The organism is Nitrospira sp., assembly GCA_015709715.1.
GTDB lineage: Bacteria > Nitrospirota > Nitrospiria > Nitrospirales > Nitrospiraceae > Nitrospira_A.
This window is the reverse complement of the sequence record CP054184.1, coordinates 2,841,118-2,857,970: the sequence shown is the minus strand read 5'-3', so window position 1 is coordinate 2,857,970 and position 16,853 is coordinate 2,841,118. Positions and strand designations below refer to the sequence as shown.

The 16,853-nt window shown below is 62.6% G+C and carries 17 protein-coding genes; 6 read left to right on the top strand and 11 right to left on the bottom strand.

Going from position 1 to position 16,853, the window contains the following annotated elements; translation table 11 throughout:
* Nucleotides 1-513: 513 nt before the first annotated feature.
* The 4 genes from HRU82_13905 to HRU82_13890 form a co-directional block, all read right to left on the bottom strand.
* Entirely contained in the window at nt 514-1,341 is an 828-nt protein-coding gene (locus tag HRU82_13905; GenBank protein ID QOJ35973.1) for a L,D-transpeptidase family protein, read from the bottom strand.
* A gap of 4 nt (nt 1,342-1,345) precedes the next feature.
* Nucleotides 1,346-1,780, bottom strand: coding sequence for a CBS domain-containing protein (locus tag HRU82_13900; protein QOJ35972.1), 435 nt, complete (start codon nt 1,778-1,780; stop codon nt 1,346-1,348).
* Between the two features lie 48 nt (nt 1,781-1,828).
* Complete coding sequence (locus HRU82_13895; GenBank protein QOJ35971.1) at nt 1,829-2,302, bottom strand: CBS domain-containing protein; 474 nt, start codon at nt 2,300-2,302, stop codon at nt 1,829-1,831.
* Between the two features lie 118 nt (nt 2,303-2,420).
* Nucleotides 2,421-2,960, bottom strand: a complete 540-nt coding sequence (locus HRU82_13890) for a hypothetical protein (GenBank protein ID QOJ35970.1) — start codon at nt 2,958-2,960, stop codon at nt 2,421-2,423.
* A gap of 272 nt (nt 2,961-3,232) precedes the next feature.
* Here HRU82_13890 and HRU82_13885 point away from each other — a divergent pair, with 272 nt between their 5' ends.
* The 5 genes from HRU82_13885 (at nt 3,233) to HRU82_13865 (ending at nt 9,910) form a co-directional block, all read left to right on the top strand.
* Nucleotides 3,233-4,138, top strand: a complete 906-nt coding sequence (locus tag HRU82_13885; GenBank protein ID QOJ35969.1) for a universal stress protein — start codon at nt 3,233-3,235, stop codon at nt 4,136-4,138.
* Nucleotides 4,131-6,935 (top strand): cation-transporting P-type ATPase, encoded by a 2,805-nt coding sequence (locus HRU82_13880; GenBank protein QOJ35968.1) that lies wholly within the window; start codon nt 4,131-4,133, stop codon nt 6,933-6,935. The genes HRU82_13885 and HRU82_13880 overlap by 8 nt, the downstream gene beginning before the upstream one ends.
* Before the next feature lie 30 nt (nt 6,936-6,965).
* Nucleotides 6,966-7,814 carry a CBS domain-containing protein gene (locus HRU82_13875; GenBank protein QOJ35967.1) on the top strand — a complete coding sequence of 283 codons (849 nt, stop codon included), beginning with the start codon at nt 6,966-6,968 and terminating at the stop codon, nt 7,812-7,814.
* Between the two features lie 175 nt (nt 7,815-7,989).
* On the top strand, nt 7,990-9,021 hold the full coding sequence (locus HRU82_13870; protein ID QOJ35966.1) for a hypothetical protein: 1,032 nt from the start codon (nt 7,990-7,992) through the stop codon (nt 9,019-9,021).
* 136 nt (nt 9,022-9,157) lie between these two features.
* Nucleotides 9,158-9,910 carry a TerC family protein gene (locus tag HRU82_13865; GenBank protein ID QOJ35965.1) on the top strand — a complete coding sequence of 251 codons (753 nt, stop codon included), beginning with the start codon at nt 9,158-9,160 and terminating at the stop codon, nt 9,908-9,910.
* Nucleotides 9,911-9,931: 21 nt separating this feature from the next.
* On the opposite strand, the gene HRU82_13860 is transcribed toward HRU82_13865, so the two are convergent.
* The 4 genes from HRU82_13860 to HRU82_13845 form a co-directional block, all read right to left on the bottom strand.
* The gene (locus HRU82_13860) at nt 9,932-10,711 is read right to left on the bottom strand and encodes an SHOCT domain-containing protein (GenBank protein ID QOJ35964.1); all 780 of its coding nucleotides are present in this window, start codon (nt 10,709-10,711) and stop codon (nt 9,932-9,934) included.
* A 13-nt stretch (nt 10,712-10,724) separates the two neighbouring features.
* Nucleotides 10,725-12,191, bottom strand: coding sequence for a hypothetical protein (locus HRU82_13855; GenBank protein QOJ35963.1), 1,467 nt, complete (start codon nt 12,189-12,191; stop codon nt 10,725-10,727).
* On the bottom strand, nt 12,188-12,727 hold the full coding sequence (locus tag HRU82_13850) for a carboxypeptidase regulatory-like domain-containing protein (GenBank protein QOJ37212.1): 540 nt from the start codon (nt 12,725-12,727) through the stop codon (nt 12,188-12,190). The genes HRU82_13855 and HRU82_13850 overlap by 4 nt, the downstream gene beginning before the upstream one ends.
* Nucleotides 12,728-13,312: 585 nt before the next feature.
* Nucleotides 13,313-13,900 (bottom strand): NAD(P)H-dependent oxidoreductase, encoded by a 588-nt coding sequence (locus HRU82_13845; protein ID QOJ35962.1) that lies wholly within the window; start codon nt 13,898-13,900, stop codon nt 13,313-13,315.
* Nucleotides 13,901-14,551: 651 nt separating this feature from the next.
* Here HRU82_13845 and HRU82_13840 point away from each other — a divergent pair.
* Nucleotides 14,552-14,989: a CBS domain-containing protein gene (locus tag HRU82_13840; GenBank protein QOJ35961.1), complete on the top strand. Its 438-nt coding sequence runs from the start codon at nt 14,552-14,554 to the stop codon at nt 14,987-14,989.
* 42 nt (nt 14,990-15,031) lie between these two features.
* Here HRU82_13840 and HRU82_13835 read toward each other — a convergent pair whose 3' ends face one another.
* From HRU82_13835 to HRU82_13825, 3 genes are all read right to left on the bottom strand, one after another.
* Complete coding sequence (locus HRU82_13835) at nt 15,032-15,238, bottom strand: hypothetical protein (protein QOJ35960.1); 207 nt, start codon at nt 15,236-15,238, stop codon at nt 15,032-15,034.
* A gap of 194 nt (nt 15,239-15,432) precedes the next feature.
* Entirely contained in the window at nt 15,433-16,074 is a 642-nt protein-coding gene (locus tag HRU82_13830) for a DUF2238 domain-containing protein (protein ID QOJ35959.1), read from the bottom strand.
* The gene (locus HRU82_13825; GenBank protein QOJ35958.1) at nt 16,071-16,715 is read right to left on the bottom strand and encodes a DUF2238 domain-containing protein; all 645 of its coding nucleotides are present in this window, start codon (nt 16,713-16,715) and stop codon (nt 16,071-16,073) included. The genes HRU82_13830 and HRU82_13825 overlap by 4 nt, the downstream gene beginning before the upstream one ends.
* Nucleotides 16,716-16,853: the final 138 nt, after the last annotated feature.

The following is a 16,853-nucleotide window of genomic DNA, read 5'->3' as shown; positions in this document are numbered from 1 at the left end:
GTGGACCGTGGCTCTCAGCGAATGCCTTCCGCCATCTGAATGCTGGGCTTTGTCAGCCTAGTGATGGACGTCTCTTCGGAGATGATCCACTAGCCTGCTTTCGCTGTTTAGGGACCCGCGGTGCGCCCCGTGATGCGCTGGTGGCGGGCATTGCTCCGCCGGCCCCGCGGGGCGCAGCCTTCGGGTTGTGACAATCGCTGGATACGGTGGGCGCGCTTGTCGGGCCCCTCTTGGCCACCGGGCTGATTCAGTTGGAACAGTCTCGCGCGCTTAGGGGCAGGTTATTGGTGGGTGGTGGGAATCGGCGCAGTCTTCACGCTGGCGCGATCCAGCGAAGCCTTTCTCCTGTTGCGCGCCCAGCAGAGCGGCATTGCCCTCGCCTTCATTCCGCTCGTCATGGTCGCCATGAACTTCATCGCTCATGGGCTTGATCGCCGCCGATGTGGTCCTCGCCCTGCAACAGCACTGGATCATGGCAACCTTCTTTCCCCTCTCCGACCGTCGGCCTGCCCATTAGAAACCAGTCACGCCGCTCACATACCCCCGCGGAGCCTGGCCGGAGATCACGACCCGCGGCCCGTTCGGGATCGGCCTCCACGCCTCTTCCTCCGCATGCTCGCCGACCACCCACTCATATAGCCGCTTGGCATCGGCAAGCGCGGGCTGCGCCGGCGCGCCGTAATACCGCTGTTGCATCTGTTCGTCCGACAGGCCGATGCAGCCATGCGAAGCGGGATAGCCGGGGAGGTCACGGCCATGCATCCAGTAACTTCCCTGCCCGTCGACATGGAACCGCAACGCATAGTGCATGGGATAGGGCACATCCGTCCCTTCCACCGTGTAGAGGCAGGAGCGGTGCGTGCGGTGGGCCGCCGTGATGCGAAAGTCTCCGATCGGTGTCGGATGGTCCGGGCCGCCCGTCGCGATGGGAAGGGCGAATCGCAAGATCCCTCGCTCGTAGGCTCCCAGGAATTGCTCCGACAAATCGACGAGAATCAGTTTGTCCTCTTGCTCGCCGAGCGGATATCGCGAGGGAAGGGGATGAAACTGCGCGACCTCCTCGGGCCTCAGCGGCACTTTGATCTCTCGTCCCGGCTGTACGTGGCGCCGATCGATACGGTTGAAGCGCGCGACATCCTGCCATCGCGAGCCGAACAGCGATTCGAGCGTCTCCCCCCGTTGGAGTCGACGACATTGCCAAGCAATCCGCCGGTCGCTCGGGTAGTGGATGGCGCAGGGAGAGATACGGTCCGCCGCGAGAACGGGCCGCTCCGCGCCATGCAGGCACCACAAGGCCCAGAAACCAAGGGCCGCCACGGACGGCCCGCTCAGACGCCGCATGCGATTAGGACCAATATTGCGAAGCCTTCATATACCCATGCAGCAGGTCACGCCGCGCCACGATGCCGACGAGTTTGCGCTCTCGCACCACGGGCAAGCGCGTCACGTAGCGATCCTGGAAGAGGTTCGCGACTTCCTCCAAGGTCATGGTTTCCCGCACCGCCAAGGGCTGAGTAGTCATGATGTCCGCCGCCGACACCTTGCGGAGGTCGCGCCCTTCGATCATGGCCTGAAGTAGGTCATATTCGGTGACCAACCCGACCAGCGTCCCATCCTCCGCCACCACCGGGAGCCCGCCGAAATTCTGCTTCGTCATGAGCCGCCCGATGGTGAGGGCATCCGTCTTCGCCGTGCAGGTGAAGGGCGCGTCTTGCATGAGCTGAGCAACTGTCAGGCCCTTGGGGTCGCAGGCCTGCGTAAGGTTGTCGATCTGTCGCATGAAGTGTCCTCCTCCCCAGGACCGCTCAGGAGCCCGCGCCCGGACTGGTTACGGGCGCGAGCCCCGTTTCGCCGCCCCCGCCTTCAACGCTGCCTTGACGACGTCCCGCCGGGACACGACGCCCACGAACCGGTTGCGCTCGTCCGCCACCGGCACCGACATGAGATCGCTTTCAGTCAACACATGGACCAATGTCGGGAGGTTATGTTCCGGCCTCGCCGAGTAGGGGTTGCCGCTCATGATGTCCTTGGCCCGGAGGACGGCCCAGGCCTGCCCCTCGTCGAGCGCCAGCAGCAGGTCATGTTCGCTCACCACGCCCACCAACCGTTTCGCCCCATCCACAACCGGCACGGTGCCGGTTCCCTTCACGATCAGGGCCGCCACCTGGTCGGCCTTGGTGTCGGGGCGCGCCGTCGCCACGCGCTTGTTCAAGACCTGGCCCACTGTAAGGTCCTCAAAGCCCGCCCCTGTCCGCTTCTTGCCCGTCGCCCGTTTCGTCGCGGCCCGCTGCTTCTTCACCATACACAAGCTCCTCCTGTATTCGTCGCTGCCAAGAATCGTCCACGCTTATACCACGGCTGAGGAGACCGTCGCCCGGTAAACCCCGTCGCTGCGCCGTGGACGCGAACCTGCTCCTTGGTCATTCGGCCTGCACGGCCAAGGGCGGGCTGGGATCTTGAGCCCACCGCAGATGCTGCGTCGTCACGCGGCCCTCTTTGACCTTGATCCCCGTGACCTTCTGCTGTTGTCCGCCCAGGGTCGCTGTTACCTCATAGACCCCTTCCGGCACATCGGCGAAGAGCCAGGGCCCTGTCATCTGTTCGGCCGGCACACTCAAGGCCACGACACCCTTGGCATCGCGGATCGTCAGGGCCGCGCCGGTCACGAAGGGTTTGCCTCCGGCGGTCAACACCAGTTTCAAGGAGAATGGGGGATAGGAGGCTTCGCGTTCGACTTGGCCGATACCCGCACTGAAATACCGGATCTTCCCGCTGTGGTAGAGCGGCAACACGTCCTTTTGTGGACCGATGTCGGTCGGAATCTCCAGTTCGATCGCATCTCCACTTGAGGCAATGCGGGTGGTAACACCGGCCTCAGCCCCATCCATCCCCAGAATCCCGGCCGCCAATAAGACGCACCCAGCGAGACCTGTGACGCCCCTGCCCCTCTGAATTCCCATGCCCCTCCTCCCTTCGACTGCCGACGCAATCACAATGCCTGACCGTCCCATTACTGCACAGATTGCCCTCGGCAACCATACTGCTGCCAATTACCCCAACCGCCGGAGTGAGACTGCTGCAAAACGCCGCAGAGTGGCCTCCCCCCCACGCTTTCAAAACATTCGCCCTGCTTGATGACTCGCAGGATCAGCGACTCAGTCCGATGCAGGGCTTAGGCATATCCGATGCAGACCCTATTCCAGGCTGTGCTTTCAAGCAGGAAGGGATGTTCATGAAGATCTTGATCGCGGTGGACGGGTCTGAATATGCCGAATGGAGCGTCCAGATGTTGCGGGCGGTGGCCGGCCGTCCTCCGGAGTCGGTGACACTGCTGCACGTCGTGGACAATACGTCGCTGAAGTCCTCCGCGCGCAAACATGCGGTCCTCTCCAAGCAAGCCTTGGCCGCCATGACCAAAGCCGGTGATCATATTTTGCGCCGCTTCGAAGGCCTCGCCCGTACCGCCTTGCAACAGGCCACGACGAAGCCCCACACCACGATCGAAACCGTACTGGCACACGGCCGCGTCGCTGACACCATTACCAAGCAGGCCAAACAGAAAAAGGCCGACCTGCTCGTGCTGGGGTCCCGCGGCCTGAACGACGTCGAAAGCTACCTGCTCGGCAGCGTGTCCCGCAAGGTGAGCGCCTTGGCGCCCTGTCCGATCTTGATCGTCAAGCGACCGCTCACGACCCTGTCGCGGGTGCTCTTTGCCGCCGACGCCTCCAAACACACGCAGGGCGCCGGCAGCTTCCTGTGCAAACGATTCCTGCCGGAGACAGCGAAGCTGACGATCTGTTCGGTGGTCGAGCCGGTCGTCACCGAACTGGCGGGGACCTACCTGTCGAAAGACCAGGTGGACCAACTCTCGGCCCCCCGGCGATCCGCCGCCGAGCAGACAGTGGAAAAACTGCGCGACCGGTTCTTGCGTGAAGGGTACGCGGTGACGACCCAAGTCCGCATTGACCATGTCACGGACGCGCTCCTTCAGCAGGCCGGTTCGGACAAGGTGGATCTGCTGGTCGCCGGGTCACGTGGCTTGACGGGATCGGAGCGGCTTCAGTTGGGCAGTGTCTCCGAGACGCTGTTGAAGTACGCGCCCTGCTCCGTCCTTATTGTGCGAGGATGGCGTGCCTGACCTGACCGCGCTCGAGGTCTGCCGCCTTGCCCCTGGCCAGGTCTATCGCGCCCTCACGACCTCGCCGCAGGGCTTGTCTCAAGAGGACGTGCGGCGGCGCGCCCTGCGGTATGGCCCGAACAACCTGCAGGATCTGCGGGGCGTTCCGCTCCTCGGGCGGTTCGCCCGACAGTTCACCCATTTCCTCGCCTTACTGCTCTGGGTCGCCGCGGCCCTGGCCTTTTTTGCCGACCGATTCAATCCCGGCCAGGGCATGGCGACGTTGGGCTGGGCTATCCTCGGCGTCATCATCGTCAACGCGTTGTTCGCATTTCTGCAGGAATACCGAGCCGAGCGGGCCGTTCAGGCCTTGCGTAGCCTGCTCCCGGCCAAGGCTTGGGTCCTGCGCGAAGGACAACCTCAGCAGGTCCCCCGAGACGATCTGGTGCCCGGCGATTTGTTGATTCTCGAGGAGGGCGAACAGGTATCTGCCGATGCGCGGCTCGTCGAAGCCGTCGGCCTCCGCGTGGACAACTCTCCGCTCACCGGCGAATCGAAACCTCAACGCCGTTCCGCCGAGCCGATCACGGACGGCCACCCGCTGGACATCCCCAACCTCGTGTTCGCCGGCACCACGGTGTTGTCCGGTCACGGCCAGGCCGTCGTGTTCGCGACCGGGCTGCAGACGGAATTCGGCAAGATCGCCAACCTCGCGACCAGCGTGAGACCCGGCCTGAGCCCCCTCCAGCGGGAGATCGTGACAGTCACCCACATGGTAGCAGCCCTCTCGCTCATGATGGGGATCGTGTTCTTCACCATCGGCGTCGGCATGGGGTTGGGATTCTGGACCAGCGCCATTTTCGGCATCGGCATCATCGTCGCGAACGTGCCGGAAGGCCTGCTGCCGACGGTAACCCTGGCCCTCGCCATGGGCAGTCAACGGATGGCCACACGCAAGGCGCTGATCAAACACCTCACCTCGGTCGAAACCTTGGGCTGCACCACCGTCATCTGCACGGACAAGACCGGGACCCTGACCGAAAACCGCATGCGCGTGGACCGGCTGTATGTGGATGACCTCGTGGTCGAGGCGCGTGAAGGCTGTCTGTTCACCAGGAATCGCCTCGTCGATGCGACCGAAGCCGAGCGGTGGCGGCCGCTGTTCGACGCCATCATCCATTGCAACAATGCCAAACGGACGCGCCGACCCGATGGGCGTAGCGTCACCACCGGCGACCCGACTGAAACGGCCCTCCTCGACTTCGCCCAGGACCACGGCCTGCTGCACCGCCCGTTGCTCCGCCGCATGGACGAATTGCCGTTCGATGCCGATCGCAAGCGCATGACGACGCTCCATTGGAGCGAGGGCCGCCTGCTGGCCTTCACCAAGGGCGCCCCGGAATCCGTCCTCCCGCTGTGCGTGGCGCAACAGCGCTCGGACGGGCTGTCCGACCTCACGGTCGACGGACGGAAGAAGGTGCTGGCCCAGGGCCAAACCTTCGCGCAGCAGGCCTATCGCGTGCTGGCCGTCGCCATGCGGGAAGTCGAACGGGGCGTGGATGCATTGACCGTCGAAACCGTCGAGCAGCAGCTGACCTTCCTCGGACTCGTGGCCATGATGGACCCGCCTCACCGGGAGGTGCCCGAGGCGGTGTCGACCTGCCGACGAGCAGGCGTGCGCGTCATCATGATCACGGGGGACCATCCGCTGACCGCCCTGGCCATCGCGCGCCGCATCGGATTGGCCCCGGACGCTGCTTCTCCCGCCCCAGGAGGCTTCGTCCCGGTGATCGAAGGCCTGCAGCTCGATCGCCACAGCGACGAGCAACTGCGGCAGTTGCTCACCCCCACCGCGCCCGGTGAGGCGGATCCCGTCTTTGCGCGCATGGCGCCGCGGCATAAGCTCCGCATCGTCGCGATGCTCAAGGCCATGGGAGAGGTCGTCGCCGTGACCGGCGACGGTGTCAACGATGCACCGGCTCTCAAGCAAGCCGACATCGGCATCGCCATGGGCATTGCCGGCACGGATGTCGCCAAGGAAACGGCCTCGATGATCCTGCTCGACGACAATTTTTCCACCATCGTCAACGCCATCGAGGAGGGCCGGACCGTCTATACGAACATCCGCAAGTTCGTGACCTACGTGCTGGCCAGCAACGTCCCGGAAGTTGTGCCCTATCTGGCATTCGGGCTCTCGTCTGCGCCCCTGGCCCTGACCGTCCCCCAGATCCTTGCCGTTGATCTCGGGACCGACATGGTGCCGGCCTTGGCCCTGGCTGCCGAAGCGCCGCAACCGGGTATCATGAACGACCCGCCCCGGCCGAAGACAGAGCGCCTACTCAGCCGGGATCTGCTCCTGCGCGCCTATGGATTTCTCGGAATGATCGAGGCTGCGATCGCCATGGGCGGATTTTTCCTCTACCTCTTCCGGCAGGGCTGGTCCTGGGGCGATCCGCTGGATTGGAACTCCGCCCTCTATCGGGAGGCCACCACCGTAACCCTCTCCGGAATCGTCGTGGCGCAAGTCGCCAATGTATTCGCCTGCCGCTCCGAACGGCTGTCGGCGTTCCGGCTCGGCTGGTTCAGCAATCCGCTGATCCTCCTCGGCGTGGCCGTCGAAGTGACCCTCCTCCTCCTGTTGACCTACAGTCCGCTTGGCCATATGGTATTCGGCACCGCGCCACTGCCGGCCTGGATCTTCGGGACCTTGATCCTGGGGGCGATCGGCCTCCTTTTGGCCGAAGAGATCCGCAAAATCGCCGCGGCCCGACTGCGCGCCTTCACCGCCATGCCGCAACCGGGACGACCTCACGCATGACAGACGATCGATCTACAGAAAGGAGCGCCCATGACCGCACCGCATCCCCGCGTCAGTGAGTACATGCATCGCCAACTGGAAGTCCTCCCGCAGGATACCTCCGTCGTGACCGTCGCCGAACGGATGCGGAGCCGCAGCATCGGCTCGGTCTTGATCGAGACGTTCGACCGTCCGCACCACGATTGTCGGATTACCGGCATCGTCACCGAAAGCGACCTGGTGAGCAAGGTGCTGGCCCGTGGGCTCGTCCCCTCCTGCACGGACATGAGCACCATCATGAGCAGCCCGCTCGTCACCATCGCGCCCGATCGACCGATGCTCGACGCCAGCCAGCTGATGGAATCCAAGAAGGTCCGTCACCTGGTCGTCGTGGAGGGCACGGACGTGCTCGGCGTGACGTCGGTCCGCGATCTTGTACGGTATTTCGTCGAGGCCGACGGCGGACCGGTCCAGTCGCTCAACGATGTCTACCGCCCGCTGAGCGTGTTGATGAAGACCGCCGTGGAGACGATCGGAAGCCACGAAGCCGCGCTCTCGGCGGCGCAGCGCATGGCCGACAAACACATCGGAGCCCTGTTCGTCATGGAGGCGGAGGAGTTGGTGGGCATCGTGACCGAGGCGGATCTGGTTCGAAAAGTGCTCGCCTACCAACTCGATCCGCAGGCGATCCGGGTCGGCGCCGTGATGAATTCGCCGCTGCTGGACATCGACGTGAACCGCACGATTCGCGATGCCAGCGAACGTATGGCTGCGAAACGGGTGCGGCACCTCGCCGTCACCGAACATGACAAGGTGCTGGGGGTGCTCTCGATCCGCGATCTGGTGAAGATGGTCGCCATCCGGGACCGGCCCGACTTCTTGAAACGCGGATCGGTCTGACCCACCGCATGGGCGGTGCCAGGTCGGCCCTCGTCGGGCAGGCCTGCCGCCGCCCGCCGCAAAACTTCATCGACCATTCATCTTCTTTTCATACGGCTTTCATGTTGATCCTGTACCTTCGTCAAGTGGTGTTGCCCTGTCGGTACGCCTCGTCCGCTTGTCGTCAGTCATACGCATGGCCGTTGGAATTTCTCGTTACATCCTCGCCGGTTGTCTCTCCGTCGCCCTCCTGCAGGGCTGCGCCGGCGGACCACACATCAGGGCGGCCGACGGCGAGGACGATGACATCACTGAAAGCCACTGCGTTCCCACCACCAATCCGCCCACACAGGTCGTCGGTCATCCTCCGGTCAACAGCGGCTATCGCATCGACCGGACCTCGACGACCACCGCAAGCGATACGATCGACTCCGTGCGTTTCTCGCCGCGAGCCAGGGAAATCGCCGCCATCATCGGGGTGCACGATCTGCTGGCGGAGTTCCAATTGCTGGAAGGTGACATGGCCCGCGGCCTGGACGGCGCATCCTTGCGGTCCCTTGCTGTGCGCCAGGAACTGTCCGATCGGTTGCTGTTGGCGCTGTTCGAGGCGAACAGCATTGCGGCCGAGTTGGAGTGCGAAAAGGAGCGGGCGGAGGACCTGGCTTCGCAACTCGAAGAGGTTCGCAACGACATCCAACAGGGTCGGACAATCATGGCCATTCTGGCCGACTCTATTTCCGGAGTCTTCGCCGGAACATTCCTACTCCTGGGCTCGGAGGTCCTATCAGGTATTATCGACCTGTCGGGAAGCGTGGCCGCGTTGGGCTTCGGCGTGGCGGCGCTGGGCGGCGATCAGGCCTATGAATTTAAGCACGGGCGCAACCTCATGGCCGACATCTGGCACAACGACCGGACCAGCGAGCAATTTCCGCAACCGGTCTGGCGCTACTTGAACAGCTCCATCCGCCCCAACGGCAAACGGACCCGCCGCGACCACATCATCGGCAACTGGCGCCCTCGCCTCGGCAAGCCCGGTTCCAAGCAGGAGCAACGCCTGACGGAACTCTATTTCGGTCGAGGAGGTATCTACCGCATCAACGAATTACGGCATCGCAGCGAGATGCTGGGCCTGCTCAAGACGCAGGTCAACCTGATGACACAAGATCTGAATCTGCTGTTTCTCGAAACCTTGCATCAACACCCGTCCCCTCCCGAAGATCCGGTCTAGCCGCTCCCCATCGCCCGCGACGTTTTGATTGCGCCGATAGGCCCACCGGGGTAGACTGCCTGTCACCTCGCTATGCGGTCTATCCGTTCATGACCGGTCGACTCGTCGGTCGTTTTTCTACTACAGGGAGTCTCTGATGCTGGACTGGCTGGCCAATCCGGAAGTGTGGATCGCGCTCGGAACTCTGACCGCGCTGGAGATCGTGCTGGGGATCGATAACATTATCTTCATCTCCGTCCTCGTGGGCCGGTTGCCGGAGGCGCAGCGGGCCCTCGCCAGGAAGATGGGTCTGGGCCTGGCCATGTTGGCGCGCCTGGCGCTCCTGTTTTCCATTTCGTGGGTCATGGGATTGACCAAACCCTGGGTGACGGTGCTGGGACAGGGCATCTCCGGCCGCGACCTGATCCTGATCGGGGGCGGCCTGTTCCTGATGGCGAAGGCCACGCACGAGATTCATAACAGCCTGGAAGGTGTGGAAGAACATGCGGCGCCGACGGTCCAAGCCAGCCTCGGCATGGTGTTGCTGCAGATTGCACTGTTGGACATCGTCTTCTCGCTCGATTCGGTAATCACGGCGGTGGGCTTGGTCGACCATGTGTCGATCATGGCGGTTGCCATCATCCTGGCGGTGGTGGTGATGCTGATGGCGGCCAAGGCCATCGGCGACTTCGTGGATGCCCACCCCACGGTGAAGATCCTGGCCCTGTCGTTTCTGATTCTGGTCGGCGTGACGTTGATGGTGGAGGGATTCGACGTGCACGTCCCGAAGGGTTACATCTACTTCTCCATGGCCTTTTCCGTCACGGTCGAGATGCTGAACATTCGGATGCGCCGCAAACGGGCCGCCACACCGGTGAAGCTACACAGCCGCTATGCGAGTGAGCGGTGAGCCGGGCCGACAGCCCCCACGTCACAGACGATCGAGGAGTTGTTGCTTCTTGGCTCGATAGTCCTCGTCCGTAATCAGGCCCTGCTCATGAAGCCGCTTGAGCAGGCCGAGTTGCTGTTCCAGGGGAGGAGGAACGGATGGTGATGACGGCCCATCCGAGACGGTCGACGGTTCCGGCTGCTGCCGTGCAGTTCCATATGCCAAGACCACGTCCCTCACGCCGCGGGGTCCCTCCACCAGTTCTTGACCGGGCCGTGCCACCGGCTCATATGAGCCATCCTGAGCGAACAGGGGATCATTCCACACTTGCGTTCGGATCGACGGCAGCGCGACCGCCACCAGCGAGTTCGCCAGCCGCAGATGGAGCCGCCCGCGCTCCACGAACCAGGCGCCGGACGTCACTAACGGTGGGCCCGATTCGTCCGGCCGCACCAGGGCGAAGACGACAGAGTCTCGCGGAGTTGCCTGACGAAAGGCTTGGTGAAGGGAATCGGCGAGGAATCGCGCCTCCTCATCGGAGAAGACCGGCTCGGGAGGGCCCTCTTGAGAGGGACCGAGAAGAGGGCGGCGGATACGTCGCACCTGCAGGCTCCGCAGGATGCCTTCCCACTCAGCTTCTTCAAGGATCAACGGGTGGTCCCACCGCCCGGAGGAAACAGATCCGCCGGCGGCAGCGGACGGAACGACGCGCACCAGCCGCTGCTCGTCGCAGACGACGCAGCGGCCTTCTCTCGGCGCCGTCGTCGTACAACCGCCCAAGGTCACAGCAAGCAGCACCAGGATGACCGCGACAACAGGCATCAGGCCGCGGCGCTCAATAGGCGAAATCGAATCCGACCAACATCGTCTGGCCCAGCAAATCCCCGCCGTTGGCCCCGACGCCGGTCGTCCGGTAACTGTTGTACTCGGCGTGCAGCGCCAAATCCGTCCTGGTGGAGTGGTGGATGAAGTACCGGACGAGGACAGTGTGGGAATCGACATTGTTGTAGTTCTTGGCGAAGGTGGGATCACCCTGCCGATTGTTGCGAATCAGATCATATCGGTAGGCAAAAAACCAGTCCGGCATGTTGAGCAACGGCAACAGCGCCGGCGCATAGTCGAGTTCAATGAACGCGCCGTGCCAGGACGCATTCTGGGCGTCGGCGATGCCCTGTGAGACAAACATGTTCTTGCTGTCGTTGCCCCACATCCAGGCGCCGAAGAGGTTCCATTCTCCATTGAACGTCAAGCTGACATCCACACCCAACCGGCTGAACGGCTGCCCGCTTCCGGCCACGGCTTGGCAAGTCGGACAGGTGGGATTGACCAATGTCGGAGCCGTCCCATAGGCGCCGAAGAGGCCGATGCGCTGACCGGTCACGATGCCGTAGCCCCCGAACGATTGCGTGACGTGGCCGTAGAAGTTGACGTTCCGGCCGCCCGTCCCGCAGGTGGTGCCACTGGGGCAGCCGCTCAGGGGGCCGGAAAACGTGTTCGTGGCCAACGCTGACAGCGAGTAGCGGAAGTAGCCGTCGGTCGCCGAGGTCTTGGTGACACCGGACAGTTCTGCGCCGGGCTGGTTCTCGCCGATCGCAAAGGTATTGGGATTGAGGTAGGAACTGGTGGAAGTACCCCCGATGGTCGCGGTGTAGGGTGTACCAGGCATGTAGTGATACATCGCGAAGGTCGTGTTCAAGGTCGGACTCCGCTTCTCGCTGAACGGCAGATCCAGTTCGAACTTTCCGACCTTCAGGTTCAGCAGATAGTCACCGCCTGCACTCTTCACCCCCAGAAACCGCTCCAACCGCATGAGCCGCACAAACGCAGCCTCCAAGTCACTATCGGAGGCACCGGTCCCGAACCCCGCGCTGCCAAGCCCCGGGGTGAAGACGACCCCGAACGCCAAGTTACGATCCAACGTGCCGAAGCTCAACAGATCCAAGCCGGTGAAGCCGAAGCCGCCGGTCGTCACACCGGAGCCGTCGGTGCGGACGGTCGCTGCTTGGTAACCGGCCGTCGTGCGCAACGAAACCGGCCAATAGCCCATGCCGATGCCCTCGTAGACCGGCGAATCCGCCTCTGACCCCAATTGATATCCCCGGTCCCGGAAGAGGTTGCCGAAGTCATTGAGCTTGGGAAAACCAGGCACGTGACAGACGTTGCACTTAAAATCATACTTCCTGGCGAAGGCCGGAATCGCATCGGCGCGCTCCACCAGGCCGCTGAGCCCGTAACTCATGAGCGCGAAGAGGACGAGGATGCCGGCGATGGCCGCCCTGGTCTGAACGGTCTGCATCGTCATCGCTCGCCCTCCTCTCCGCCGGCGACCTTCCACTCGACTTCCACCGGCCGGGCGGGGAACTCGAACCGTCGCTCCACTTGTGCCTTCGGCGACAGCTCGATTGTCTGGCGCAGGATATGGGGGTCGTCATACAGCGGGCGGGAGGCGATGAACCTCACGATGTTGTAGCCGGCATGCCAGGCCACCAGCGTGTAGGTGCCGGGGGGAATATTCCCGATCTCGAAACGGCCCTGCGCATCGGTCACCGCGAAATAGGGATGTTCCAGTGCGGCAGCCCAGGCGTTCATATGCACGTGGACATCACATTGCAACCGCAAGCCGACTCCCCTTGCTCGCGGCAACCGCGCAGTAATTTCACGCCCGGCCGTCGGCAGTGCGAGGTTGAAGAGGCTGCTGTGCTTCTCACTGAAGACATGCGGATTGTGCAGCACCGATTCATGATTGATCAGCGTGAGATCGGAGGTCCGCACGAAGGGAAAGACTTGCTGCTGAAACTGACACTGGCGGGTAGCGGGGTCTCCATCACGCTCCCCCATGGCCACCCGATAGGATGACTCGGGGGCCTTTCCCTGCTCTACTCGTTCGAGATAGACCAGCGTCTCTTCCAGTCCATGAGTAGCCGGATCGATTCGCAGCACCGGAGACGCTACCTGTGTCCCGCAACTGTCCAGGTCGGCGAACACCTTGATAGGAGGGAGCTCGGGAACGGCTCCGGTCCACACCACCTGCCCTTTCACCGTGGCCCCGTCGGCCACGTCGATCACACGGTAGTCGGCAAATCCCTCATTGACACCCATCAGCGGAAATGCCAGACAGACGACGAACAGGCACCGAAGACAACGTCGAGGTCGAACCATGAAGCACCTCATCGAGCAACCTGAGCGGGTGCCCAGGGCAGTGGCCAATAAAAAAGCCCGAGCCTTCCTTCATAGGGGGCTCGGGCTCTGGAGTCGGTGCTCTCTGGCCTCTAATAGAAATTGTGGCAGGGGTGTACTACAAGCGCTGCCATGAGTCCATGTTTACTTTCCGGAAGAAAGGCCTGATGCATCCACCTGATGCCCCAAGGCCTCCAATCTCTTTTCGATGCTCCCGCGAATGCCTTTGATGGTCGACCTAGCGCCTCACTGTCCGGTATCGCCTAATCCCCTCAATTCATCCAGCCACCCTGCCCGCTGCTGCTCGCTCATCCCCTCGACGTTGCCGATGAGGGTGACCTTGACGGGACTAATGCCGGCGAACTGCAGGATGTTCCGCTCTAAACTTTTCAGACTATGGGCCAAGAAAAACCACCGGTACACGAAGGCAGGCATCCCCATCGTCACCACGATCCGCGCCGACCGTCCGGTTAGCCGTTTGACAGGAAGGCGGCCCCGCTCGCCGTACTCGAAGGCGAAACCGGGGCGAAAGACTTGCTCGAAGAAGGCCTTGAGCAAGGCCGGCATCGAGCCCAACCAGAGCGGATAGAGGATCACCAGATGGTCCGCCCATTCGATTGCCCGCTGCGCCTCCAGGATCATGGGCGGGGGGTTGCCCTTTTCAAACTCCTCCTTGGTTCGCAACAGCGGGAATTCCCCCTGCGCCACTTCGATCCGCTTGACCTGGTGCCCGCCATCCTCGCAACCCTTGGCATATTCATCCGCCAAGGCATGCCCAAAATGACGCGCCTGCGCATCGGGATGTCCTTGGATGATCGTGATGCGTCGCCCCATGACTGTCTCTTACCCGTCCCGCCCGACAACCGCGGCACCTATTTCCACGAGAACTCCGCCGGAGAGGCGAACGCGACCCGCTCGCCCGTCCCCTGGTAAGGGGTTGGTGGACCGACTTTCGGCGTTGGGGGAGTGCAGGACACAGATACGAGCGCAGCCACGACGACCACCACCCAGAAGCAAATCGGCGTCGTAATGTGTCGAATCATTCTGCAACCTCGAAGCAGGCCTTGAGACCGCTCACAGCAACAGATGTGCCAGGTCGAGGCCCATCGACTTGTGCCCTGCCTCCGCTGCTCGGGTGGCATCACCGACGGGGTGGTTGGCTGGCCCCTGCGGAAGATTTCCGCAATTCCCACAGGGGTGTCTGGCGCAAATAGCTACAGCCAGCAGCGTCAATGAAGGGCGATGGTGGCAGACCGTCAGCTGGCCTGGGCAGGGGCACGCGCCGATCCACGAACTACCACCTGACTTTCCATGGTCTTTGAATGAGCCGGAACGTCCGGTCTGGAGCGGCACCCTCCCACCTCACTCCCAGAATCCAACCGCCGGCACTGGCATCGCGATTGCTCATTGCTATCCTCGACGTCGGTGGCGTTCACGCGGAGTTGTCCTGGTGGTTTCACCCTGGCGGGTGAGAAGGAGGGGACCATGAGAGCCACAGAATACTTCGTCCACGCATGTGATCCCAAAACATTGGTGGTGCGCCAGATCATGGAGGATGCCGTGGTGCGGGTCAGCCCAGGGGCGAGCGCCATGCACGTGGCGGAAGTCTTGAGCGACCATACATTCGGGAGTTTGCCGGTTGTGGAGGCAGACGGTACGTTGCGGGGGCTGGTGACGGAGTTTGATCTCCTACGGGCAGTGGAACAGGGGCACGATCTCCGCAACATCACAGCAGCCGACATCATGACCACGAACGTCATCACTGCCACGGAGGAGATGCCGCTGATGGACTTGATTCACCTGTTACAGGAGCGGCATTTGATCCGCGTGCCGGTGGTAAAGGATCACAAACTCATCGGGATGGTGGCCCGCCGTGATGTCGTCTTCGCCTATGTAAAGGCGCGGGCGACCTATTGGCCATAACCGGTCCGGTCAGCGCGATCTCGGCACCCGCCCGCACAGAGCTTAGCTTTGGACGAACGGCCGTTGGGTCAGTACCTCTTGCCACTGGGGAGACGGCTGGTCGGCGATGATGGCGCCGCACTCCAAGCAACGCACCTGCCCCGTTTCCGTACCGCTATCCGTCAAGACGCGATCAACGAGGCGTTGATGGCGGCAGGAAGAGGTGGAGGTGGGCTTGTGCGGGGTGGGATTGAGTTGTGGCCTGTGCATGGAGTCCTCCCGGGTTCACGTTCGTCCTCGACATGTCGGCGTGGTGCCTCAACCGGACAGGATCATAGCAGAACGAATGGGGTGATTCCATTAGGTGGGGGGACAAAATTTTCCTGGAACCGGCGCCCCCCAGATACAGGGGTCCGTGACGCCAAGAACCTCTACGTATAGCGGGCGAAATGGACGTATTCTCTCTACGATCTGTCTTCGCGCACGGAGCCGGTCCCGACGGTAATGCCCATCGTCACGATTGAGCCGACGAAAGCCGCCGCCATATCTTTCTGCGCATCCCATTCATCACCCTGAGTCCCGAGATACAGGCTCCCGAGTTCGGGATTGACGACCATCGCCACAATCCCTTCCACCACTTCGAAGAACCCGCTTTGCGCCAGTACCGCGCTGACCGGAAGATAATACGACCACAGTCCGCGCACTCCGGCCAACCGAACCAAAATCTCGCGCAGGGGATAGACCAGCAACGCGCCATAGGCAAAATGTACGATCCGATCGAAGGGATTGCGGCTCAGCGCCAGTGCGTCCTTGAGCCAGAAGCCGACCGGCACTTCGGCATAGGTGTAATGGGCGCCCACCGCGTGGAGCGCGAGAAACAACCAGATCAATCCGTAGGAGAGTCCCGAGAAGGCAAACCGCCGATGGGTTGCAACCAGGGTCGTCACCAAGACCACGGCGAGCAGGTTTTCCAACAGCCAGTCACGACGGTCGACCGGCTCGATGGCCAGCCAGATCCACCACAACCCATAGGAGAACAGCAATGCCCATGGAAACAGACCCAGGGCCGGTTGCCACGACCCGTCGTCGGTGCGCGTGACCGTCATGCAGATTCTGTGGGAACGGTCTGAGCCTGGAGCGTTGTTCGAGAGGCCCCTACGGTGCGGACGATCACGAGCAGGGTGATACAGATCAGCGACCCATAAAACGCTGCGGCCATATCCTTTTGCGCATCCCACACATCACCCTGTGAGCCAAGATAGGTGATGCCGAGTTCCGGATGGAGCAGCCCGGCCACCCACGCTTCGACGATCTCCCACAGGCCGCTGAGTCCCAGGACAGTCATCACCGGCAGGTAGTAGAGCAACCACCCGCGAACGCCGGCGCCCAGCCGAAACAATTCCTCCATGGGATAGGCCAGCAGGAACCCGAAACTGAAATGCACCACGCGGTCGAAGTGGTTGCGGCCCAGATGCAGGACTTCGTTGGCCCACGTTCCCACCGGCACCTCCGCGTAGGTGTAGTGGACCCCGATCGTATGCAGAGTCAAAAAGACCGCGATCAAGGCATGGGAAATCGGCGACAGGGGAAGGAGACGATGCGTCGCCACCAGGAACAGCACGAAGCCTACGGGCAACACACTCGCGATCAACCAGAACTCGGGATCGACCGGCGCCTGCGCCATCCACACCGACACCCCTACGTACCACAAGAGCGATGCGGCCGAAACCCACCTATTGGAAATCACGTTCTGTCTCCTTTTTGTTGCCGTGACAGATCGGAAGTGCTGAATCTGGCGGTAGACCCGATGATGCGTTTACTCTACTGGATGGCGAGACCTGCTGCAACCCAGGGGGTGGGTCCTCGCCAGGCCGCCTGTCATCCT